This is a genomic window from Natronorubrum tibetense GA33, assembly GCF_000383975.1.
Lineage (GTDB): Archaea > Halobacteriota > Halobacteria > Halobacteriales > Natrialbaceae > Natronorubrum > Natronorubrum tibetense.
Window position 1 is genome coordinate 2,007,422 of sequence record NZ_KB913017.1, and the last position, 22,005, is coordinate 2,029,426.

The following is a 22,005-nucleotide window of genomic DNA, read 5'->3' on the forward strand; positions in this document are numbered from 1 at the left end:
AAACGCTGTGGTGGTTTGATAGCCGAGTGATTCACCCGGTGTGGTCGTGGAGTCGGGCGTTACTCGAGGATCGACTGCACGCGTTTGCTCAACTCGGCCGGGGTTTTGGCGGGCTCCGAGACGGTTTCACCGCGTTCGACTCGAGCCGTTTCCGACTCGAGATCGGCGGCGTTGGGAACGACGACCTTCTCGTGATCGGCCAGCCTGAGCGCCGCCCGATGTAGGTCGGTTCCGGGGCCGGTCGCGATGCGGATCACCAGCGGCCCCTCGAGCAATCTCGCGGTAGCGGTCGCATATCGGGCGATCTGTACGCCGAAGCGGTCGCTCGCGCCGGCAAACGCCTCGAGCGTTTCTCGCGCGACGTCGCGGTAACGCTCTTCGTCGGTCAGGACCGACAGTTCCAGTAGCGCGTCCGCGAACGCGACGTTCGCGTCGAGTGGCCGAAGCGGGCGGTCGACCAGTCCGACGCCCGTCGCCGGCCCGTCGAGGAACGACGCCTCGTCGTGAAGCCGATCGATCGTCGCGTCCGCGACCGCGGTGGCGTCCTCGAGGACGTCTCCCTCGAGGGTGCTCGCGGCGGTCGTCAGCGCAGCCAGCGTGCGCGCCTGCGTGGTAAGCAGAGGTGTTGGGGTTCCGTGTTCGTCGGTTTCTATGCCTCCCTCGAGGGCGTGCGCGGCGACGCCATCCGTGAGCAGGTCGTTTCGCAGGGTCGCGAGTGTGCGTTCGGCGTATCGCCGAGCGCGTTCGTCGTCGGTGTAGGCGTAGTAGGTCAGGAGCCCCTCGATCGCCAGCGCGTTCGGCCCGGCGAAGACGCCGTCGTCGACCGGCGGCTCGTCGGCGGCAGCGCGGTCGGTCGCGTCGAGGGCGTGTGCGGCGTCGTCACCGGGGGCCTGACTGTTCGCGAACGCGTCGGCGCCGTCGTTCCACAGCGTCGTCGTAAGGTACTCAACGGTGCGTTCGGCGGGCTCTCGATACTCGTCTTTGCCCGTGTGCAGATAGGCGTTCGCGAACGCGCGCACGAGCGCACCGTTGGAGTCCAGCAACTTTTCATACTGCAGTCCCGACCAGTCGCGATCGGTCGCGAAGCGGTAGAAGCCGCCGTCGTACTCGTCTAACAGGTTCGCGCCGACGGCGTCGAACGAGCGAAGCGCCATCTCCCGGTCGCGCTTGAGCGCGAACTCGAGGGCATCGGGGAGCGGAAACTTCGGACTCTGACCCCACCCGCCCGCGACATCGTCGTAGGTCTCGGTCAACTGACCGAGCATCGCGGATTCGACGTCGGTCGTGAGTTCGCCTGCGGGCGGGCTGTCTTCCCGGAGCGGCCGCGGAACTCGTCCAGCGCCGCTCCCTTTGGTGTCCCACATGGTTCGGACACTGTCCAGTACCTGTCGCATTCCGTCGGGACCGAGGTAGCCCGCGCCGGTCAACACCGTCCCGTCGGGGGCGAGAAAGACCGTCGAGGGAAAGCCGCCCATATTGTACCGATCGCGAACGCGCGGGTAGCGATCCACGTCGACCCGAATCGGGACGAAACTGTCGTTGACGTTCGCCGCGATTCGCGGCTCCGCGTAGGTTTCTCGGTCCATCTCGTGGCAGTGGTCACACCACGTCGCAGTGAGCGAGAGCAAGACGGGAACGTCCGTTTCCGCCGCCTCGTCGAAGGCGTCCGGTCCCCACTCGCGCCACTCGACACGTGTCGGATCGTCCATACCGACACCTCGGGTGTCCCGGGCGTAAGCCCTTCGTTCGATGAGAGGCTCCGAATTCGTGGTGTCAGACCTCGAGGCCGAACCGTTGCTCGAGGCCGGCGAAATCCCCGAACGCGAAACGAGAGTAAAGCGTTTTCACCCTCCCCCGGCTATATCGGGGCATGCTCCGGTGGATCTTCGCGCTGTTGCTCATCCCCTTTCTCGACGCGGTGATTCTCGCTGTCGTGGTCAGCCAGACGACGTACATCGGCTGGGTGGGAATGGTGTTGCTCGTCGTCCTGACCGGACTCGTCGGCATGTTGCTCGTCCGCGCCGAGGGTCGCCGAACCATCCGGAAGATGCAACGGTCGCTGATGGAGGGGAAGCCACCAACCAACGAACTGCTCGACGGTGGCCTGCTGATCGCCGCCGGTGCGTTCCTGCTCACGCCCGGCCTGGTTACGGACCTCATCGGCTTCCTGCTCGTGATCCCGCTGACGCGGATTCCGATCCGCGCTGGACTCAAACGCTTCGTGATCGTCCCCTACGCGGACAAGAAGACCGGCGGCTTCGCCAGCGGACAGGTCTGGACGATCGGCTTCCCGGACGAAGGGATGGCTCGAGGGGGACAGGGGAGCTCGAGTGAGACCGGAACGTACGACCTCGGTGTCGACGACTATTCCGTCGACGACGGGACCGATGACGAGTCGTACACGATCGATTTCGGCGACGAACGGACCTCGGACCTGTCGGACGAATCGGACGACGACGGCGATGACCGCCCCACGCGGTAGCGGTTCGCACGGGCCACCAAGAAAGAAACGCTTAAACATCCCACCCGGCAACTACTGATTGCGACGCGGGCCAATAGCTCAATCAGGTTGAGCGCCACTCTGATAAGGTGGAGGCTCTCGGTTCAAATCCGAGTTGGCCCATTTCTGCTGCGAACAATGCGAACGTAGTGAGCCGTGAGCAGCAAAAATACATCCTACTCGGATTTGAGCCTTGGAAGTCACAGCCCGGGAGTGAACGAAGTGAGCGACCCGGAATGTCTTCCTTCGGTTCAAATCCGAGTTGGCCCATACTTTTGCGGCAAACAAATTCGTGAGCCGCGAGTACGTGCTGCCGCGAGGATTTGAATTACGCGAGTCGCATGCCCGGGAAGCGAGTGGAACGAGCGACCCCGAACGTCTCGAGGTGGTTCAAATCCAGCTGGCTGCCGAACTGGTCTCTGAGGGGAGCCAGCCGCTACGCCGTCGGGGGCTGCTCGTCGGTCCCGGAGCCGTCGTCATCTCCCTCGGCATCGGCATCGCCGCCGGCGTGAGCACGTTCCTCGAATCGACGCTGTCGCACGTCTCGAATCAGTCGCGGCTCATCGAGATTGCACAATATTCACACAACCCTTATATCGTCACGGCCCCTACCAAGGGATAATAAAATGGCTAACTCGATGGCAGAGCAACTACAGCAGGACATGGTGTGCGAAGGGCTGCTGGAGTGTATTCACGGGCTCAAGCAACTCGACAAGGACTGCTTCCGCGTGATGGTCGAAAGCGAGGAAGCGCTGACGATCGACGAGGTCGCCGATCGGGTCGACCGCGAGCGCTCGACTGCGTACCGATCGATTCAGCGACTGCTCCAGAGCGGCTTCATCCAGAAAGAGCAGATCAACTACGAACAGGGTGGCTACTACCACGTCTACTACCCGACGGACCCGGCCCAGATCGCGAACGATATGCAGCGAATGCTCAACGACTGGTACGCGAAGATGGGGCAACTCATCCAGGAGTTCGAGGACAAGTACGAACACGCCGACGCCGGCACCGAAGTTCCCGCCCGGTAACGGTCCGGACGTTGGCAACCCCGGGACGACTCTCGAGTCTCTACGACGGACTGCCGTTCGACGGCGCTCCCTGCACAGCGTCTCTCTTCTCGTCCAGTTCTCTGTTCCGAACTGCTTTCCTTGGCGGCCATTGCCGCCGATGGGGATATCGATCAGCGCACAGTACAGCAATGAACTTAAGAGTGAGTATCGTGTACGATTGGGCGCTATGAGCAATATTAACCTCGAGCCGACGGAACTCTCACGACGTCTCGAGAAGGACGATACGGAGGCCCCCTTCGTCCTCGACGTCAGGAACGAGGACGACTACGAGGAGTGGCGGATCGACGGGAGTACGAACGTTCCCATTTACGACGAACTCCTGGCGTACGACTACTCTACGCTCGAGGAGCACGTAGACGAACTCCCGAAAGACACGGAGATTGCGGTCGTCTGCGTCGCCGGCATCACGTCCGCGCGAGCCGCGGAGTTCCTCCGCGAACACGGGTTCGACGCGACGTCGGTTGCCGATGGAATGAACGGCTGGGGACGCGTCCACCGCCAGTACGACGTCGACGCCGCCGACGGCGTCGTCCAGATCGTCCGGCCTGGCACGGGGTGTGTCTCCTATCTTGCCCACGACGGCGACGAGGCGGTCGTCGTCGACCCGAGTCAGTACGTCGATCGGTACCTGAACGCGGTCGACGAGCGCGACCTCGAAATCGTCGGCGTCGCGGACAGCCACGCCCACGCGGACCACGTCTCGGGTGCCCGCCGCCTCGCCGGCGAACTCGACGTGCCTTACTACCTCCACGGGGACGATGCCGGCGCACTCGAGAACGTCACGGAACTCACAGACGGCGAGACGATCTCTGTCGGCGATCGCGACCTCGAGGTACGCTACACGCCGGGACACACTCCCGGCAGCGTCGCGTTCCGGTTCGGCGACGCGCTGCTATCCGGCGACACGCTGTTCCTCGGCAGCGTCGGTCGTCCCGACCTCGAGGACGGCGCGGAGGAGGCCGTCCGCGAGGCCGCCGGCCAACTGTTCGACAGCCTCGAGCGGCTGACGGACCTCGAGGACGAGACCGTCGTTCTTCCGGGTCACTTCAGCGACGAATCGATTCGCCCGCTCGCGACCGAACTGGGCGATCTCCGCGCGGAAACGGCAAACGAACTCTTGAGCTACGTCGCGGACGGTGACGAGGACGCCTTCGTGGAGACGATCGTCGAGAGCCTCGCAGACGAGCCGGCGAATTACAACGAGATCAAGCAGATCAACTGGGGCAAAGAGCAGCCTGGCGGCGATGTCGAGGCGCTCGAACTCGGCCCGAACAACTGCGCCGCGAACTGAGGTGTCGACGTGACGTCGGCCGTCGGTGCTTTCGGCGCTACTGTCTCAGGACGCGCCGGGGTCCACCTCCGAGGCGCTGGATACCGGCACGGATACGCGTGTTTCGGGAGGCCGCCCGAGAACGCGTTTGAGGGCATCACGTCACTCCGACCGGGTCGAGTCCGCTGCCGGGCAGCGACGCAACGTCGACGGAACTCGTCCGTGTGAGTGATCCGCACAACGCTTATTCAACACAGAAAGTAAGCTCCGGTATCGAAGCGACCTCGAATCCCGCCTCGGTCGCCGTCGAACAGCCGGGGACGTCGACGGAACGGCTGGACGTTCGGCGGCAGGCGGTATTCGTCACCCTCACGTTTTTCGGGATGATTGGGGGGCTCCTGGGCAGCTGGTTCGGTGCTCCGTCGTCGCTCGTCTGGGGCTTTTATGCGGTCGCCTACGTGTTCGGTGGCTGGTACGAACTCAAAGGGAGCATCGCTGCCCTTCGGGAGCCCGCGGTAGAGACCGATCTCCTGATCATCATCGCCGCCCTCGGTGCGCTCTACATCGGTGCGCCGTTCGAGGGCGCGATGCTGCTGTTCCTGTTCTCGCTGTCCGGCATGCTCGAGGAGTACGCGATCTCCCGGCTCATCCACATGGTCGAGCGGGTCTAGGACAAGAAAGCGCCGACCCAGCAACTCATTGATCGCTTCGAGCAGCCGTACGTGCTGAGCGTCTTCGCGATGACCGCGATCGCGATCGCGCTCCGCAATGGGGCCGGCCGGCGGGGCGACGCGTGTGTGAGATTGACGGCGCTGGAGGTCGCTACGTTCAGTATGGAAACGACCGACCAGTCGTTCGACTTCCTCGTTATCGGCTCGGGATCCGGACTGGACGTGGCGAGCGCCCTCGCGAACCGTGGCCAATTGGTCGCGGTCGTCGAGAAGGGACCGCTCGGCGGGACCTGTCTCAACCGCGGCTGCATCCCGTCGAAGCAACTGCTGTACCACGCGGAGGTGATGGAAACCGTCGAGCGAGCCGACGAGTTCGGCATCCACGCCGACGTAACCGGCGTCGACTTCGCCGACATCGTCCGCGAGGTGAACGAGGACGTCTCGAGCAGCGCCGAGTCGATCCACCACGGGCTACGAACCTCGAGTCAGCACACGCTGCTCGAAGGCGAGGGGCAGTTCGTCGACGATCGAACGGTCGAGATCACTGACGGACTCGACGCCGGTACGCGCGCCCGGGCCGAGACCGTCCTGATCGCGGCGGGAACGCGGCCAGCGATTCCGCCGATCGACGGCATCGAGTCCGTCGACTATATCACCAGCAGGGAGGCGCTGCAGTTAGAGACGCCGCCCGAGGATCTCGTGATCGTCGGCGGCGGCTACATCGCGGCTGAACTCGCACACTTCTTCGGAACGTTCGGCAGCGACGTGGCCATCGTCGGTCGGCAACAGCATCTCCTCCCGACGGCCGACGAAGACGTCGCGGCCGCGTTCACCGAGCGCTACGCCGATCGGTTCGACGTGTACACGGGCTACGAGGCGGTCGCAGCCGAGCAATCCGACGGCGAAGTGACCGTCGAGGCTCGAGCGTACCCGCCGGCGTGGGACGACGTATCCAGTCGCGGGGACGAGCGTAACGGTGAGGGAGAAGACGAGGACGACGTAACCGTGACCGGCGACACCCTGCTCGTTGCGGCGGGCCGACGACCGAATTCCGATCGCCTGAACCTCGAGGCGACCGGCGTCGAGACTGACGAACATGGCTTCGTCGAGACTGACGAATACCTGCGCACGACGGCCGAGGGAATCTGGGCGCTCGGGGACATCGTCGGTGAGTACCTGCTGAAACACAACGCGAACCACGAGGCGCGAACTGTCGTCAGGAACCTGCTCAGCGACGACCTCGAGGCGGTCGACTACACTGCGATGCCCTTTGCCGTCTTCGGATCGCCAGAGGTCGCCGGCGTCGGCGCGCGGGAGGGTGAACTCCGCGATGCGGGGCGGGAGTATGCCACCGCGACCTATCGGTACGAGGACACGGCTCGCGGCAAGGCGATGAAAGTGGAGGGGTTCGTCAAGGTCAGTATCGAACCGAACGGCGAGATTCTCGGTTGTCACATCGTCGGCCCCGAGGCGTCGAATCTGATCGAGGAGGTCGTCGTCGCGATGAAAGCGGGGACGGGTACCGTCTGGGACATTCGCGAGTCGGTCCACGTCCATCCCGCGCTCTCGGAGGTGGTCGATCGGGCGTTCTCGGGGCAGTTCACTCGCCACGGAGCGGGGACACACGATCATCACCACGACCACCAGCACGGTCACGACCACGACCACGAACCCGATCACGGCCACGAGTAACGAGAACGGCGTTCGCTCGGTGGATTATGTTACCGTCGGAAAACGAATCGCGATCGGACGCGCTCGCTCGAGTCGGCCGCCGAGGAGTACCTGATCGACAGCGGTTCGGCACTCCGGTACCGGTCATGATCGACGCCTACGACGTCGGTCCCGCGAAGACCGACGACCTCGGGGCCGTTCTGCATTCGGCCGACGACGGAGGCGATATCGGTGGCGGAGACCGTATCCTTAGCGTGACGCGTGCGTCTCGAGGGCGTCGACGAGCGGTTCGGCGGGCTGGAACCCGTCGTCGAAGCGGGCGACTTCCTCGCCGTCTTTCAGGACGACGAGCGTTGGGACGCTCTGGATGTTAAACTGCGCCGCGAGGTCGGGAACGAGACCGGCGTTCACTATCGCCACGACGCCCGGCGCGTTGCGGGCGACGCCGCCGAGTACCGGCTCCATCGACGCGCAGATGCCACAGCCGGACGTGACGAACTCGAGCAGGACGAGGTCGCGTTCCTCGAGCAGGTCGTCGTAGTCGGCGACGTCGTTCAACTGGACGGGCTTTTGGGTCGTGCTGCCGTCGTCGGTCGGTTCCGAAGGCGTTGTTTCGGTCATTATCGTCAGTAGGGCTCGAGCGCACATATATGTATTGCACACATCGAACAATACCGATTCGAACCGGACCGTGTGTATTATATTCGTTATTTTCTGACCATCATTACTCGATGTAGCCGCTATTTATGAACGATCGTGATACGGTAGCGTATGGAACCCACCGTTCAACGTCGTTGTCTACTTCTGATTAGTAGTTCGTTGATTCTCCTCACGATTGGGATCGGCTACTGTGTTGTCGTCGGGACCTGTCTGGCTGACTTTATGGTCGTAATCACGGGTCTCGTTCTCGGATGGATCTCCCTCTTTTACTGCGTCGGAAAGTCATCCATCTGGGGATAGCCATCCCAGGCTCCGACGACGAGCGGAACGGCAGCCGTCGATGACGAGCCGTTTGCGTTCTCCGGGTCGTCGGTTCCGTCGAACGACGGTGGGCCACGAATCGCCACCGCACCCGCGGCTCCAATGGTTCCCAGACTGCCGACGGCGACGAGGACGTCCCGTCGCCGAATCTACTGGCTGTACAGGGCGAGTGCTCCGAGGCTTGACCTCGGGGGTGAAGCCCGTCAACAGATTTAAAATTCGACGTGCAGAACCTGAAATAACGGGCGTAGTAGGCGTTAAAGACCGTAATGCGAACCGCCCGTCTGAAGGGAATGCGTCACATCTCAAACCACCTCGACATCGGGTTGCGGTTGCGACGGGTGGTGTCGGGCCTCGTGGACAGGTCGACCGCATTCCTCGTGAACCACTTGAGGCTACCAGACCGATGGTTCGCAGGAAGTGTTCATCCCAAATCTGCGGGAAGCCTGGGGGTCGTTCGGAAGATCGAAGATCTTCCGTGACTGAGCGGAGCGAAGCTCCGCGATGTCCGCGAGACCTCCGGTCTCGCTTGATGACGAGAGAGCTTTGCTCTCTCGAACCACTTGACCCCGAGGCGGTTCACGCGGTCACCACCGTTTCGAAGTCCTCGACAACTTTCGACGTCGCGATGGTCGCTCCGTCCGGATACACGCGTTCGACCAGCCCGCGCTCGTTGACGAGGAAGATGTAGCTGTAATGGGGGAACATGTACTCGAGATTCTCGTACTCGTCGGCGTCGCGCTTCTCGATCGGGAGTCCGTAGCGGTCGTCGACGATCGATTTCGCGTCCTCGTAGCGTTCGGGCCGCAAGAAGTGCCAGTTTCCGGCCTCGAGGTCGACGCCCTGCTGGCCGGCGTACGTTTGCAACACGTCTTCGGTGTCGCGTTCGGGGTCGAACGTCATCGCGAGGAACGCGGCATCGTCGACGTACCCGTTCTCGGCCGCGACTTCCTGCGCGCGTCGCAACCGCAGCATCAGCGCGGGACAGACGCCGTCGGGACACGATGTGTAGAAGAACGTTACCAGCATCGTCCGCTCGCCCTCGAACTGATCGGTCGAAACGGTCTCACCGGTCAGGGGATTCGGGACGCTCGCCGTGGGGAATTCGTCGCCGTAACTCGGATGCGTCGCCTCGCTCAGATCGCGCTCCGGCGACTCGAGGACCTGCCCGTCGTCGGTTCCCGCGGGAGAGATGGCGTCCAGACAACCTGCAGTAGCGGCGACGCTCGAGGCGGCGATCGATCGGAGGTACAGCCGTCGGTTCATAGGGTAGCGTTTCGGTGCCACGTCTAAATCCGGGACGGCGATTCCCCGAGTCGGAAAAACTGCCAGCAGCGAGGAAGAACGGGACGGAGGTGCCCTCTGAGAGCCGCTATAGTAACAACTGAAACTATGTACACACTGATCGCACAGCTCGCGGATCGTTCCTCCCCGTCTGCTCACGGCGGCGCTGCCGCCGTTCGCACGGTATGCGAGACCGACGGTCTCGCACTATTCGCATGGTCCGCGGGATCGAGGATCCCGCGTTATTCGCTTTGCCGCGGTTCTCACTCACTTCGTTTGCTCACGGGTCGCTTGCGGTCCCCGTTCGCTTTGCTTCGGTTCTCGCTCACTCCGTTCGCTCCGAACCGCGTCCGCTTCGAACCGCGCTGCCGTCGTGCGATCAGGTGTGTATTGACTTTCAGTGGCTACTATAGATCACTTCGTTAGTGAGATGAGAACGAGCACCATTCCGCTCGAGACGATGACTGCCTGCACGAGGGCGGCAGACGCGACGGTCGTCCCGAAGGCGTGGTAGATGAGTCCCTCACAGATCGCACCGGCACCGATGAAGACGAATCCGCCGGAGACGTACAGCATCGGCGTCTCACCGCTGCGGCGATAGCCGTGATACGCCAGATACGCGATCACGAGACTCAAGACGAGCGTGATCAGCTTGGCGAGCAGGAACGATGCGTCCATCAGTCCTCACCTCGGAGCCCGCTCCAGAGCGCCGTGAAGTTGTCTGCGAGTTCGTCACGAGTCTCCATCGTCAGCGAGAGTTGGCCGTCAGTGATGTCGATGTGGAGTTCCTCGAGTGCCGTCTGGAACTCGCTTCGGTGGGAGCCGTCCGAGTCGATGGTTCGGCGTTCCTCGATGAGGCCGTGTTCCTGCAGCGTCGAGACGCGGCGGTAGATCGTCGTGAGCGAGGCGTCACACTCCTCGCTGAGGGTTTTCGCGGTCTTCGGTCCGTCTCGGTCGGCGGCGAGGATGATCTTCCGTGCGTACTCGTCCGCGAGGATCTGGAAGATTTCCGCCGAGTCCGAGGAGCCACCGTCTTGCACAGGATACACCCCGTCGTTCAGCGGCAAATAGGCCACGATTTGCTGATCCAGCAAATCACCGAGAGCGTCTTGTATGCGGGACTCATGGGGCCGTCGCGTCACAACTGATCTTTCGAACCTGTTCCGTCTCTCGGCGGTAACCAGATGGTATCGAACCAGAACGCCTCGAGCGCTCGGACGGCGTCCACGAACTCGCCTCGGTCGCTCGATTTTCGGACGTACGCGTTTGCGTAGCGCGCGTACGACTGTGTGATCACTTTCTCGTCGATCCGCTCGGAACAGACGAGCACGGGAATCTCCGTCCAGTCGGTATCGAATCAATCGAGGAGCGTTCGCCAGTCCATCCCCGGAAAGTCGTTCTCGAGCACCTCGAGAACGAGTCGGGAGGTGAGACAGGTTACGATGCACAGGTCGGACACGATCGACTGTGTCGAACGTAGATCAACCCCGCTAACAGTGCCACAGAGAGCGCACCGAGAGCCGGACGCAACGGATCGAAGTACGTCATGAGGGCGGACGAGCTGAACAGCGCGAGCAGGACGACGTTACAGATCGGACAGCCGACCGCCAGGAACCCCCCGACGAGTCCGCCGATCGCCAGGCGATCCTCGCCTTTTGTGCCGTCGCTACCGCTCTCGTCGGCGTCTTCGAAGTCCGGACCTACCACCTCGGTCGTCAGCCGCTGTGCGGTGTAAACGCCCGCGAGCAGTGCCGTCAGCGTCAGAAACAGGTAGTCAACGGGTGTCCGCGGGACCATCCGGACGTACAGCGGATTCGGAATGAGTCCGGTGACGAGTCCGAACAGCAGGAACACGCCGATCGCGGCGGCCGTTCCCCATCCCGTCGCTCGCCGGTCCGATCGGATCGACCGGAAGACGTTCCGCAGCGTCATTTCGCTCCCTCCGTCGCGATGGCACACCGTTCGGGGTGGCCCGCCCGTCCGAGGAAGAACAGCAACAGCAGGAGACCGCCGACGCGAACCAGCGTGCCGTCGTACGGAAGTGCCGCGAGGCCCCCGGCGAACCCGAGAAAACCAAGGAGGCCGGCGCCACAGCTCGCACACCCCGAGGCGAGGAGCCCGGGGACGACCCCGGAGAGGTCCGTGAGACTCGAGGGACCGACGATTCGCAACTGCGCGACGACGTTGACGACCGCGATCCCCGACAGCAGCGCGTAGAGGACGATGATCCCGAGTCCGGTCCAGCCGTCGGTTCGGTACACCGTCTCCGTGAGCGAGACGACGACGTACTCGAACCAGTGGAGACCGTCGCCGAGCATCTGGAGCGAGAACGCCGGCATCGTACTCAAGATCAGGAGGATGTAGGTGGCGACCGTCACGAGTACCAGTCCGATCGTTCCTCGCCACGTCTCGAACGGATACGAGGCCGCTTCGAAGAGGTTCGTCAGATACCCCTTGAGCGAGTCGCGCGTGAACATTCGATCGAACCGATGCAGGGACGACTCAAATCTCCGACTCCGATTTGCCGACTCAGCAAATCGGCGGTTCCGTTACGACCCCGGGTCGGAAACGTTCACGGGAACATCGATGTCCCTGGATCAGCCATCCCGTCGTGCCTTCCTCGCCGGCTCAGTCGTGACGCTCGGTGCCGGCGGCGCCTATTATCTCACGCGATCCGACGACGACGCCCATGATATCTCCCCGTCGTTTCACTCGAGCGACGAGACGTCAGCGTTCGGCGTCGATCTCGACGGGAAGCCGATCATGGGAGCGCCGGATGCGCCGCTCGAGATCTACTACTGGACGGACTTCCAGTGTCCGTTCTGCGAGCAGTTCGAGCGGGAGACGCTCCCCGACCTCGTCCGGAACCACGTCGAGCCCGGCGACGTTCGCATCGTCTTGATCGCCTTGCCGTACTTCGGCGCGGACTCGGTGACTGCCGCGGTGGCGAGCAAGTGCGTCTGGGAGCAGGTCCGCGACGAAGAGCCGTCCGCGTACTGGGACTGGCACGCGGCGGTATTCGAGGAACAGGACGAGAAGAATTCGGGCTGGGCGTCGGCCGAAAACCTCCTCGAGTACACCCGCTCCGTCGACGCGGTCGACGCGGACGCCCTCGAGTCGTGTCTCGAGGACCGACGGCCGGAACTCGAGGACACGATCGAGACCGACGCGGACCGGGCGACCGAACGCGGCGTGTCGGGCACGCCGACGTTCGTCGTCTTCGATCCGGACGCCGAAGCCGCCGGCTCGCTCGTCGGCGCACAGCCGCCCGAACGCTTCGACGAGGCGATCGCACGGATCGAGGACGGCTGACGACGGCCACGATTTACGGTCGTTCGGGTGGTATCACCGCTCGAACCGATGGTTCAGCAGACGTCGATTTCGTTTACCAGCACTGGTGTCACCTGCCGCGGGGAGTTGTTCGCACCGACCGCCGCGGAGGAGCCGCCGGTCGTCGTGATGGCCCACGGGTTCGGCGGCGAACGGACGTGGCGACTCCCCGCGTTCGCTCGGCGGTTCGCCGAGCACGGCCTCGCCGCGCTGGTCTTCGACTACCGTACGTTCGGGGACAGCGACGGCACGCCACGGAACCTCATCAGCCCGCGACGCCACCTCGAGGACTGGCGCGCCGCCGTCGCACACGCCCGATCCCGCTCCGACATCGACGGCGAACGACTCGCCCTCTGGGGGACGTCCTTCAGCGGCGGTCACGTCGTCGCGACCGCGGCACGCGATCCGGCCGTCGACGCGATCGTCGCGCAGGTGCCGTTCACCGATGGGCTCGCAACTGCGGGCAACCTGATCCGACGGGGCGGCCTCTCCTACGCCCGTGGCGCGCTCTCCGGCGCAGTCACCGATCTCGCGCGGACGGCGGTCGGTCGGGACCCCCACTACGTTTCGATCGTTGCCGACCCCGACGAGTTCGCCGTGATGAACACGCCCGACGCAAAGCCCGGCTACGAGTCGATGGTTCCCGACGACGCGACCAGTCGAAACGAGTGTCCGGGGCGAATCCTCGCAACCGTCCCTGCCTATCGACCGATCACAGCGGCCGGCGACGTCTCCTGCCCTGCGTTCGTCGTCGAGGCGGCGGGAGACACGATCGTCCCGTCGTGGACCGTCGACCGACTCGTCTCGAAACTCGACGACGTCGAGCGTCTCAGGCTCCCGGTCGGCCACTTCGAGGTTTACCGCGGCGACGCGTTCGAACGTGTCGTCGATCGCCAGCTCGCGTTCCTCGAGCGAACGCTGATCGCCTAGCCGACGGCGCGATTCGAAGCCTCCGGAACGTCTCGCTTCGGAATGGACCGGCGAGCGGTGAGGAATTCGTGGCGGCCACGGCCGATTGCGGCGGTCCGACGCGAACAGAGACCGCCCACGTGACGCCGCCGGAACCGATTACTCGAGCGTCGCGATGAGCAAGAAGGTCTCGGGTCGGACGGCCTCGTGCTCAATAGTGAATCCGGCGTCGCGGAGGGCCTCTACCGCTTCGTCAGCGCTGTATCGCTCGTCGACCGGCGGCCCGTTCTCGCCGGTTCCGGTGGCCGCCCAGTCGACGATCACGAGTCGGCCGTCAGCGGCGAGGACCCGTCGGATCTCGGCCAGCGACTCGTCGCTCGCGAACTCGTGGTAAGTCATCGTCGAGAATGCGGCGTCGATGGCGCCATCGTCGAACGGCAGGTCGGCCACGTCGCTGGTCACGAGGTCGACGTTCTCCGGAACGCCCTTTTTTTGGTAGAACTCGTGCATCTCCTCCTGGACGTCGACCGCGCGAACCTCGCCGGCGTGGGATGCGATGTCGTCGGTGAAGAAGCCGGTCCCGCTGCCGAGATCGGCGACGATGTCGTCCGGCGAGAGCGAGAGCGCCCACAGCAGTTCCTCGGCCGAGAGGAATCGGTATCGTCGTCCGGCCTCCTCCCGCCCGCGAGGCGTCGAACGTGTGGAAACCCATGTTACAGTTCCTCGAAGGCGGCGTCGACGAGTTCGCCGGTCTCCGCGACGATCTCCGCCATCTCCTCGTCGTCCGGCGTTATCCCGACGAGCCGTGCGATCCGCATGATCGAGACGTGATAGACGCGTTGTCGACCGGGTTCTTCCTCCCAAACGACGACGTTACACGGGAAGAGCGCGCCGAGTTCGCCGTCGCTGGCCTCGAGCGCCCGGTCGGCCACTGCGGGGTTACAGGCCCCGAGGACGTAGTAGGGGTCGCGGTCGGCATCGACTTTCTCGTTGAGCAGTTTCGACGGCGAGAACTCGACGGGGACACCGAACCCTGCGTCGGTGAACACTTCACGAACGTGCTCGATCGCCTCCTCGTGGTCCATCTCGAGGACGGTCTGCGTTTGGCCGATATCGTCCGGGTCTATCTGCGTGGGATCGATAGGAAGCATCGTTCGTGTAGAGTATTGGGTGATATACGAAAGTCACTTCCGGATTCGATGTTGGCGTTTCGCCGACTCGGAACATCGACCGAACATATATTGGTCTTCCTTGCGGAGATTTACTCATGGACTCGGACGCTACCTCCCGACGGACCCTCCTTGGCGTCGCAGGGGTGGCCAGTCTCTGCTGTGTCGGTCCCGGCGCGATGGCCGTCACCGGTGGCACGACCGTCGGACTCATCGCTGGTCTTGTACAGGGGCTCGTCGTTTTTGCCGTACTCGGTGTCGTCGCACTGCTGTTCCGACTACGGTCCGCCTGCTCGTCCTGTGATGCGTAACCGCCTTCGGCGACCGAAATCGTGAGCGTTCGCGCCGTCACTCCGTGCAGCCGCCGCGCCGATTCCGAAACCATCGACCGGCGAACGGACTCGGAGTTCGTGTTCGGATCGCGAGCAGCCAGCAACTCGAGGCACTCTAACTGCACCGTAATTCCATAGTATTGGGAATCCCTAGAAATACTTTAGACACTACCCCGCTACTGTCGACACATGACCGACACCTTCGTCGTCATCGGCGGTGACGCTGCGGGAATGAGCGCTGCGAGCAAGGCGAAACGCGACGATCCCGACCGAGAGGTGATCGTCTTCGAGAAGGGCGAGTGGGTCTCCTACGCCGCCTGCGGGATGCCCTATTACGTGAAGGGCGCGGTCGACGAGTTGGACGACCTTGTCACCGTGACACCCGAGGAGTTCCGGGAAGAACGAGACGTCGATCTGCGAACGGGCTCGGAGGTCGTCGGCATCGATCCGGAGGAGCGGACGGTGACGGTCGAGACCGACGGCGAGACCTCCGAGCAGCCCTACGACGACCTGCTCGTCGCGACGGGCGCGAGCGCGATCGAACCGCCGTTCGAGGGGCTGGAGCTCGAGGGCGTCTTCACCATCCACGACATGGACGAGGCCGACGCCATCGAGGACTACGTCACCGACCACGGACCGGAGACGGCCGCGATCGTCGGCGGCGGCTACGTCGGCATCGAGATGGCCGAGGCGCTGTCGGCCCGCGGCGTCGACGTCCACCTCTACGAGATGCTCCCCCACGTCCTCCAGCCGTTCGGCGAGGCCGTCGCCGAGGTCGTCGAGGACCACCTCCGCGAGCAGGGGATCGAACTCCACCTCGAGACCGCCGTGTCGGGTTTCGACGGTGACGAGCGGGTCGACTGCGTCGAACTCGAGGACGAGACCGTCCCCGCGGACATCGCGATCGTCGGCGTCGGCGTGACGCCGAACGTCGAACTTGCCGAAGCGGCCGGCATCGAACTCGGGCCGACCGGCGCGATTGCGACCGACGAGTACGGACGCACGAACCTCGAGAACGTCTACGCGGCTGGCGACAACGCCGAGGCGACCCACGTCGTGACCGGCGAACCGGATCACGTCCCGCTGGCGCTGACGGCCAACCGCGCGGGGCGGGCGATCGGACAGACCGTCACTGGCAATTCCACACCGACCGGCGGCACCGCGGGCACAGCGATCGTCAAGGCATTCGACCTCGGGGCTGCACGGACCGGGATCGTCGACGAAGATCAGGCCCGCGAAGCGGACTTCGATCCGGTCTCGGTCTCGATCTCGGCGTCGACGCGCGCCCACTACTACCCCGGCGGCGCGGAGCTCACGGTCACGTTGGTCGCCGACCGCGAGAGCGGCGAACTGCTCGGCGGCACCGTCGTCGGCCGCGAGGGCGCAAAGCGCATCGACACGGTTGCGACGGCGCTGACGGCCGGTATGACCGTCAACGAACTGCAGAACGCGGACCTGGCGTACGCGCCGCCGTTTAGCCCTGTCTGGGATCCGATCCTCACAGCGGCGAAAGTTCTCGCCGGAAAACTCGAGTGAGGTGGTGATGAACCCAGGCGAATCAGGCGACCTCGAGACGTACGTCGACGACCGCCGGGAGGACCTGATCGACCTTGCGCTCGACCTGCTGGCGGTCGACACGGCGAATCCGCCCGGGGATACGCGCGAGATCGTCGATCTGCTCGAGGCGTACCTGTCGCCGCTTCCGGTCGACGTCGAGCGGTTCGCGGTCGATCCGGCGAAACCGAACCTCCTCGTGACCCTGCCGGGCGCGAGCGACCGAACGCTGCTGTACAACGGCCACCTTGATACGGTGCCGTTCGACGCCGACGCGTGGGCGTTCGATCCGCTCGGGGAGCGCGTCGACGACCGGCTCTACGGTCGTGGCGCAACTGACATGAAGGGGTCCGTCGCCGCGATGCTGTTCGCGATCCGCGCGTTCGCCGAGACAGAGACCGAACCACCCGTCGACCTCGCGTTCGCGTTCGTCAGCGACGAGGAGATCGGCGGCGACGCCGGCCTTCCCGCGTTGCTCGAGGCCGACCGACTCGAGGCCGACGCCTGCGTCATCGGCGAACCGACCTGCGAGGAGGGTCGCCACTCCGTGACGGTCGCCGATCGAGGGAGCATCTGGCTGACCCTCGAGGCGACCGGCGAGGCCGCACACGGCTCGCGGCCGGTATTAGGCGAAAACGCGATCGACCGGCTCTACGAGGCGATCACGACGCTGCGGGAGCGATTCGGTACGCGACGACTGGAGATCGATCCCGTTATCGAGCCGATACTCGAGGAGTCGATAGACTACTACGCGCCAGCTATGGGCGACGAGACCGCCCGCAATCTCTTCCGGTATCCGTCGATCAACCTCGGGATCCTCGAGGGCGGGGAGGCGATCAACAGCGTCCCCGGGTCCGCTCGCGCGGAGGTCGACGTTCGGTTGACCGCCGGCGTTCGGACGCCCGACGTCCTCTCGGGGATCCGGGAGTGCGTCGCCGACTGCGAGGGCATCACGATCGCTGATGTCTCCTGGAGCGTCGGCACCGCAGAACCAGTCGGGAGCCCGCTCGTCGAGGCCGTGGCCTCGGGCGCCGAAGCGACGACCGGAGAGCGTGTCTATCGGCGGAGCGCGACCGGCGGCGGCGACGCGAAGAAACTGCGAAACACCGGCATTCCGACGGTCGAATTCGCGCTCGGAACGGACACCGTCCACGCCGTCGACGAGTACACGACCGTCGACGCGCTCGTCGGGAACGCGATGGTGTACGCACTTCTTCCCGAGCGGTGGGCGGCCGCGGTCGACGGGACCGACGCTTCCACATAGAGCCAAGAGTCTCGGTATACGGGAAACGCTTAACCCTTATTGTGTGCATCTATGGGTATGGAATACAATATCGGATCGACGGATCGGATCGTCCGCGCGCTCGGTGGCGCGGTAGTGGCTCTCGTCGGCGTCGCGACGCTAGCGGGCGCACTCGAGTTCGGGACGGTGACCGGTGCCGTGGCGGTGCTGATTGGGAGTGTCCTTCTCGGGACGGCGTTGACTCGAACGTGTCTCCTGTACCGTATCCTGGGCGTCGATACGTCTACGTAACCCGACCATGGATGCGGAACGATTCCAGAATACGGGGCAACCCGACTGGGACTGGTGGGGCAGACTGTGGCCGACGTCCGGCGCGACGCTCCGCCGCCTCGGAATCGGACCTGGCCAGTCGCTCGCGGAGGTCGCCTGCGGGAACGGCTACTTCGCGCTCCCCGCAGCTCGGATCACCGACCCCGCACCGGTCTACGCGCTTGACCTCGAGGAGTCGCTGCTCGAGGAGTGTGTTCGCCTCGCCGAGCACCAGGGAGTCGAGAACATCGTACCCGTTCACGGCGACGCACGACGGATGGCCCAACTGCTCCCGGAGCGAGTCGATGTCGTCTTGGTCGCGAACACGTTCCACGGCGTCGACGACAAACGGGCGTTCGTCGAGCAAGCGGCCGAGTCGCTCCGACCGGGCGGTCGGTTCGTAATCGTCAACTGGCACGACCGGCCGCGTGAAACGACCACCGTCGCGGGCGAACCCCGGGGGCCACCGACCGACCTTCGACTGTCGCCCGACGAGACGAACGCCGTAGTGCTCGACGGGAAGGCGTTCTCCCTCGAGGAGCGCGTCGAACTCCCGCCGTACCACTACGCACTCCTGTTCCAACACGCCGACGGATGACCGTTGGTACCGGCGGACGCGACCGCTGTTGCTCACCGCCGGGCCGCTCATCGCTGACGTTCGCCACCCAATATTTCACAATTGTCCCAAGATTATTGTCGACTCCCTACGTAGGTCGATCTATGCAACCGAACCCAACGATGACGCCGACCGAACTCCGGGCCGACATCCCCGCCCTTCAGGAGAGCACCTATTTCAATTTCGGTGCCCACGGCCCGAGCCCAAAGTACGTCGTCGACGCCGCCGACGAGTTCGTCCGCGAACACGAGTACGAGTCGACAGTAGCGGACGATCCCTACGAGACCGCCTTCCGCGCGTTCGACCGCACTCGGGAGGCAGTCGCATCGCTCGTCGGGGCCGAACCGGACGAGATCGCGCTCACCGAGAGCACGACGGCCGGGATCAACGCCGTCGCGAACGCGATCGACTGGCAGCCCGGCGACGTCGTCGTCCGAACGGATCTCGAGCACCCGGCCGGAATCCTTCCGTGGCAACGGCTCGAGCGCGAAGGCGTCGAGGTTCGCGTCGTCGAGACTGAGGCCGGTCGCATCGACACCGAGCGGTTCGCCGAGGCCGTCGCGGATGCCAGAGTCGCCTGTTTCAGCGCGGTGACGTGGACTCACGGGACGCAACTGCCCGTCGCAGAACTGGTCGACATCGCTCACGATGCCGGCGCGCTCGCGCTCGTCGACGCCGTGCAGGTCCCCGGACAGCTGCCGATAGACGTCGCGGAGTGGGGCGCCGACGCGGTTGCCGCCGCCGGACACAAGTGGCTTTTGGGGCTGTGGGGCGGCGGCTTCCTCTACGTCGACCGCGACGTCGCCGAGGGCCTCGAGCCGCGGACGGTCGGCTATCGGAGCGTCGAGACGCCGTCCGCCGAACCCTACGAGTTTGCGGCCGGCGCACGTCGGTTCGAAGTTGGGTCGGCGAACCCGGCACCGCACGTCGCGCTTCGAGAAGCGATCGACGTGATCGACGAAGTCGGGATCGACCGGATCGAAGAGCGGGCCCGCCGGCTCGCCGGTCGGCTAGCGGACGGCGTCCCCACCAACCGCTTGATCAGTCCGTCGTCGCCGGAGTCGGGGCTCGTGACGATCGATGTCGACGATCCAGCGGCGACGGTCGAACGTCTAGCCGCCGCCGGGATCGTCGTCCGGGCGCTCTCGTCGCCGAATGCGATTCGAGCGTCCGTCCACGCGGTCAATACCGCCGGTGACGTCGACCGGCTGCTCGAGGGATTGAAACGAGAGTGGTGAGACGACGGTCGCCGGGTGACGTCCCGCCAGCACGGGCTTGATCATCCACGACCGGCAATCACTCGAGCCGGACAGCGAACCGGCTCGGACACGAGTCGGGCCGAACAACTGTGCGGTCTGAGTCGCCGGTGCCGGCGGTACATGGGGTGATCTCGAATAGTGTCGTCGGGTTGCAACCGCCGACCGGAGGGTTTTCGACGCTTTAGGCCGATCGTTTCGTATGGGAGAGGCAAACGTCGTGATCGAGTGTCGCGACTGTGAGTTTTGTGAGTCGTTCGCGAATCTGGGTCGTGCGCGCGTCGCTCTCGACGACCACGAGTCGGAGGCGGGCCACTACGTCGATTGGCAGATCAATCGCGTCGCCGACGGCGTCGAACGGGCGGGAGCCGACGCCGGTATCTGTGGTGTCTCTGGTCGGGAAAATCCGGACTCAGCGCTTCTCGACCGGGGCCAGCCCGACGAGCCGTGACGAGCACTGGTGTCGCTACGGACGTCCCGGACGAGTGTGACATTGCCCGGCTTCTACGCATGGATCGAGACGGTGCGTCGGATCTGGATGAGACGTTTACACTGGATAGCGAGGCGACTACCTCGGCCCACCGTGGCCGGGCCCCATTCAAAACGACTCGAGAACCCGTTCGAAACGCTCGTACGCGTCGTCGCCGATCGGGTCGAGGTCGTCATTTTCAGCGACGCCGATCAGACGCTTCGGATCGACCGCGCTGACGACAACGCCGTCGTCATCGTCGTAGACGACGACGTTACACGGGAGCAATGTCCCGAGTTCGAGATCGTCCTCGAGTCCCTGATGTGCCAACTGCGGGTTGCACGCACCCAAGATTCTGTACTGTCTGAAGTCCTCGTCGAGCTTCTGCTTGAGCGTTTCCCGGACGTCGATATCGCAGAGCACGCCGAACCCCTCGTCCTCGAGGGCGTCGATCGTTTCCGCGACGACGTCGTCGAACTCGCCGTCGACTTGCGTACGATGTGTGTAGGACATACTGTACGATCGATTTCGAAAAGTATCGTGATTGGGGTAGCAACGGCAAGCCTGCGGCGCGTGCATCGGTTCGGGGAAGACCGTAGTCCGTCCGCGGTGTAGGTATCACTATGATCTCTCGGAGTACCTTACGAGCGATCGTCGCCCTGCTCGGGCTCACGCTGCTCGCTGGACTCGGATACGTCCTCCGGTGGCGATCGAACCCATCACCCTGCCCGTACGCCCAGCGCCACGCGATCGACCTCCCGCGCCCGATCATCACTCGCTCACGGCTTCGCGACGTACTCGAGCCCCGACCCGGAGAACGTCTTCTCGAGGTCGGACCGGGAACCGGCTACTACACGGGGACCGTCGCACGGGCGATCGAACCGTCGGGGACGCTGCACGCCATAGACGTTCAACCGGAGATGGTCGAGCACCTCCGAACGCGACTGCGACAGGAGGGAAACTCGAACGTCGAACCGATCCGCGGCGATGCGCGCTCGCTTCCGTATCCTGACGATGCGTTCGACGCCGCGTATCTGGTCCTCGTGCTCGGCGAAATCCCCGACCAAGAGCGGACCCTCGACGAACTCGAGCGGGTTCTGAAACCCGACGGCCGACTCGTCGTCGGCGAATCGCTCCCCGACCCGCACTTCGTCAGACTCGAGCAGCTGCGACGCCGCGTCGAACGGCGTGGACTGGCGTTCGGAGCGCATGTCGGAACCCGAGCCGGCTATTTCGCGCGCTTCAACGCGGTTGCCCCGAAGAAGTCGACTGACGCTGTTGAATAACCGGTTGTTAGTGCTTACTGCAAAACTACGTAGGCTAATTCGCTCGAAGGGTTCGTCTCACCTCTCCTGAAATCTTAGAAAC

At 64.3% G+C, this 22,005-nt stretch carries 26 protein-coding genes, 1 tRNA gene and 2 pseudogenes; 17 read left to right on the forward strand and 12 right to left on the reverse strand.

Going from position 1 to position 22,005, the window contains the following annotated elements:
- Positions 1 to 59: 59 nt before the first annotated feature.
- Positions 60 to 1,709: a DUF255 domain-containing protein gene (locus tag NATTI_RS0110470; RefSeq protein ID WP_006087837.1), complete on the reverse strand. Its 1,650-nt coding sequence runs from the start codon at positions 1,707 to 1,709 to the stop codon at positions 60 to 62.
- Positions 1,710 to 1,870: 161 nt separating this feature from the next.
- Between NATTI_RS0110470 and NATTI_RS0110475 the strand changes: the two genes are divergently transcribed.
- The 7 genes and pseudogenes from NATTI_RS0110475 to NATTI_RS0110505 all read left to right on the forward strand — a co-directional run bounded on the left by NATTI_RS0110475 (position 1,871) and on the right by NATTI_RS0110505 (position 7,206).
- The gene (locus NATTI_RS0110475; RefSeq protein ID WP_006087838.1) at positions 1,871 to 2,482 is read left to right on the forward strand and encodes an FxsA family protein; all 612 of its coding nucleotides are present in this window, start codon (positions 1,871 to 1,873) and stop codon (positions 2,480 to 2,482) included.
- A gap of 67 nt (positions 2,483 to 2,549) precedes the next feature.
- Positions 2,550 to 2,623 (forward strand) — tRNA-Ile (locus NATTI_RS0110480).
- A gap of 169 nt (positions 2,624 to 2,792) precedes the next feature.
- Positions 2,793 to 3,122, forward strand: coding sequence for a hypothetical protein (locus NATTI_RS0110485; RefSeq protein ID WP_019991802.1), 330 nt, complete (start codon positions 2,793 to 2,795; stop codon positions 3,120 to 3,122).
- Between the two features lie 4 nt (positions 3,123 to 3,126).
- Positions 3,127 to 3,531, forward strand: a complete 405-nt coding sequence (locus NATTI_RS0110490) for a helix-turn-helix domain-containing protein (protein WP_006087840.1) — start codon at positions 3,127 to 3,129, stop codon at positions 3,529 to 3,531.
- Between the two features lie 208 nt (positions 3,532 to 3,739).
- Positions 3,740 to 4,864, forward strand: coding sequence for an MBL fold metallo-hydrolase (locus NATTI_RS0110495; protein WP_006087841.1), 1,125 nt, complete (start codon positions 3,740 to 3,742; stop codon positions 4,862 to 4,864).
- Between the two features lie 251 nt (positions 4,865 to 5,115).
- Positions 5,116 to 5,607 (forward strand): annotated as a pseudogene (locus NATTI_RS0110500) (heavy metal translocating P-type ATPase); the annotation flags it as partial.
- A 69-nt stretch (positions 5,608 to 5,676) separates the two neighbouring features.
- Positions 5,677 to 7,206: a dihydrolipoyl dehydrogenase gene (locus tag NATTI_RS0110505; protein ID WP_027119119.1), complete on the forward strand. Its 1,530-nt coding sequence runs from the start codon at positions 5,677 to 5,679 to the stop codon at positions 7,204 to 7,206.
- Positions 7,207 to 7,434: 228 nt separating this feature from the next.
- Here NATTI_RS0110505 and NATTI_RS0110515 read toward each other — a convergent pair whose 3' ends face one another.
- From NATTI_RS0110515 to NATTI_RS0110555, 8 genes are all read right to left on the reverse strand, one after another.
- Positions 7,435 to 7,806: a thioredoxin family protein gene (locus NATTI_RS0110515; protein WP_006087844.1), complete on the reverse strand. Its 372-nt coding sequence runs from the start codon at positions 7,804 to 7,806 to the stop codon at positions 7,435 to 7,437.
- A 305-nt stretch (positions 7,807 to 8,111) separates the two neighbouring features.
- Entirely contained in the window at positions 8,112 to 8,252 is a 141-nt protein-coding gene (locus NATTI_RS27320) for a hypothetical protein (protein WP_019991805.1), read from the reverse strand.
- A gap of 493 nt (positions 8,253 to 8,745) precedes the next feature.
- Entirely contained in the window at positions 8,746 to 9,432 is a 687-nt protein-coding gene (locus NATTI_RS0110525; RefSeq protein WP_006087845.1) for an SCO family protein, read from the reverse strand.
- Between the two features lie 432 nt (positions 9,433 to 9,864).
- The gene (locus NATTI_RS0110530; protein ID WP_006087846.1) at positions 9,865 to 10,128 is read right to left on the reverse strand and encodes a DUF7521 family protein; all 264 of its coding nucleotides are present in this window, start codon (positions 10,126 to 10,128) and stop codon (positions 9,865 to 9,867) included.
- A complete protein-coding gene (locus NATTI_RS0110535) occupies positions 10,128 to 10,490 on the reverse strand; it encodes an ArsR/SmtB family transcription factor (RefSeq protein ID WP_006087847.1) in 363 nt (120 codons plus the stop codon). The genes NATTI_RS0110530 and NATTI_RS0110535 overlap by 1 nt, the downstream gene beginning before the upstream one ends.
- 98 nt (positions 10,491 to 10,588) lie before the next feature.
- A complete protein-coding gene (locus tag NATTI_RS0110540) occupies positions 10,589 to 10,780 on the reverse strand; it encodes a response regulator (protein ID WP_006087848.1) in 192 nt (63 codons plus the stop codon).
- Positions 10,781 to 10,887: 107 nt separating this feature from the next.
- Positions 10,888 to 11,382 carry a hypothetical protein gene (locus NATTI_RS0110550; RefSeq protein WP_006087849.1) on the reverse strand — a complete coding sequence of 165 codons (495 nt, stop codon included), beginning with the start codon at positions 11,380 to 11,382 and terminating at the stop codon, positions 10,888 to 10,890.
- Positions 11,379 to 11,927, reverse strand: a complete 549-nt coding sequence (locus NATTI_RS0110555) for a hypothetical protein (RefSeq protein WP_006087850.1) — start codon at positions 11,925 to 11,927, stop codon at positions 11,379 to 11,381. The genes NATTI_RS0110550 and NATTI_RS0110555 overlap by 4 nt, the downstream gene beginning before the upstream one ends.
- 109 nt (positions 11,928 to 12,036) lie before the next feature.
- Here NATTI_RS0110555 and NATTI_RS0110560 point away from each other — a divergent pair, with 109 nt between their 5' ends.
- Together NATTI_RS0110560 and NATTI_RS0110565 are read left to right on the forward strand one after the other, a co-directional pair.
- Complete coding sequence (locus tag NATTI_RS0110560) at positions 12,037 to 12,762, forward strand: DsbA family protein (protein ID WP_006087851.1); 726 nt, start codon at positions 12,037 to 12,039, stop codon at positions 12,760 to 12,762.
- Positions 12,763 to 12,810: 48 nt separating this feature from the next.
- Positions 12,811 to 13,710, forward strand: a complete 900-nt coding sequence (locus NATTI_RS0110565) for an alpha/beta hydrolase (RefSeq protein ID WP_006087852.1) — start codon at positions 12,811 to 12,813, stop codon at positions 13,708 to 13,710.
- A gap of 138 nt (positions 13,711 to 13,848) precedes the next feature.
- Here the strand turns inward: NATTI_RS0110565 and NATTI_RS25330 are convergent.
- Positions 13,849 to 14,401, reverse strand: a pseudogene (locus tag NATTI_RS25330) (class I SAM-dependent methyltransferase).
- 1 nt (position 14,402) lies between these two features.
- A complete protein-coding gene (locus NATTI_RS0110575; protein ID WP_006087854.1) occupies positions 14,403 to 14,840 on the reverse strand; it encodes a DUF302 domain-containing protein in 438 nt (145 codons plus the stop codon).
- A 116-nt stretch (positions 14,841 to 14,956) separates the two neighbouring features.
- On the opposite strand from NATTI_RS0110575, the gene NATTI_RS0110580 reads away from it, so the two are divergent.
- From NATTI_RS0110580 to NATTI_RS0110610, 7 genes are all read left to right on the forward strand, one after another.
- Positions 14,957 to 15,169: a hypothetical protein gene (locus tag NATTI_RS0110580; RefSeq protein ID WP_019991807.1), complete on the forward strand. Its 213-nt coding sequence runs from the start codon at positions 14,957 to 14,959 to the stop codon at positions 15,167 to 15,169.
- 210 nt (positions 15,170 to 15,379) lie between these two features.
- The gene (locus NATTI_RS0110585; protein WP_006087856.1) at positions 15,380 to 16,726 is read left to right on the forward strand and encodes an FAD-dependent oxidoreductase; all 1,347 of its coding nucleotides are present in this window, start codon (positions 15,380 to 15,382) and stop codon (positions 16,724 to 16,726) included.
- 7 nt (positions 16,727 to 16,733) lie between these two features.
- Entirely contained in the window at positions 16,734 to 18,008 is a 1,275-nt protein-coding gene (locus tag NATTI_RS0110590) for a M20 family metallopeptidase (protein WP_006087857.1), read from the forward strand.
- A 57-nt stretch (positions 18,009 to 18,065) separates the two neighbouring features.
- The gene (locus tag NATTI_RS0110595; RefSeq protein ID WP_006087858.1) at positions 18,066 to 18,278 is read left to right on the forward strand and encodes a YgaP family membrane protein; all 213 of its coding nucleotides are present in this window, start codon (positions 18,066 to 18,068) and stop codon (positions 18,276 to 18,278) included.
- Positions 18,279 to 18,285: 7 nt separating this feature from the next.
- The gene (locus NATTI_RS0110600; RefSeq protein ID WP_006087859.1) at positions 18,286 to 18,894 is read left to right on the forward strand and encodes a class I SAM-dependent methyltransferase; all 609 of its coding nucleotides are present in this window, start codon (positions 18,286 to 18,288) and stop codon (positions 18,892 to 18,894) included.
- 122 nt (positions 18,895 to 19,016) lie between these two features.
- Entirely contained in the window at positions 19,017 to 20,150 is a 1,134-nt protein-coding gene (locus NATTI_RS0110605; RefSeq protein ID WP_006087860.1) for an aminotransferase class V-fold PLP-dependent enzyme, read from the forward strand.
- 220 nt (positions 20,151 to 20,370) lie between these two features.
- Entirely contained in the window at positions 20,371 to 20,619 is a 249-nt protein-coding gene (locus NATTI_RS0110610) for a DUF7542 family protein (protein ID WP_006087861.1), read from the forward strand.
- A gap of 147 nt (positions 20,620 to 20,766) precedes the next feature.
- On the opposite strand, the gene NATTI_RS0110615 is transcribed toward NATTI_RS0110610, so the two are convergent.
- On the reverse strand, positions 20,767 to 21,150 hold the full coding sequence (locus NATTI_RS0110615; protein ID WP_006087862.1) for a DUF302 domain-containing protein: 384 nt from the start codon (positions 21,148 to 21,150) through the stop codon (positions 20,767 to 20,769).
- A 110-nt stretch (positions 21,151 to 21,260) separates the two neighbouring features.
- On the opposite strand from NATTI_RS0110615, the gene NATTI_RS0110620 reads away from it, so the two are divergent.
- The gene (locus tag NATTI_RS0110620) at positions 21,261 to 21,923 is read left to right on the forward strand and encodes a class I SAM-dependent methyltransferase (RefSeq protein ID WP_006087863.1); all 663 of its coding nucleotides are present in this window, start codon (positions 21,261 to 21,263) and stop codon (positions 21,921 to 21,923) included.
- The last annotated feature ends 82 nt before the right edge of the window (positions 21,924 to 22,005 follow it).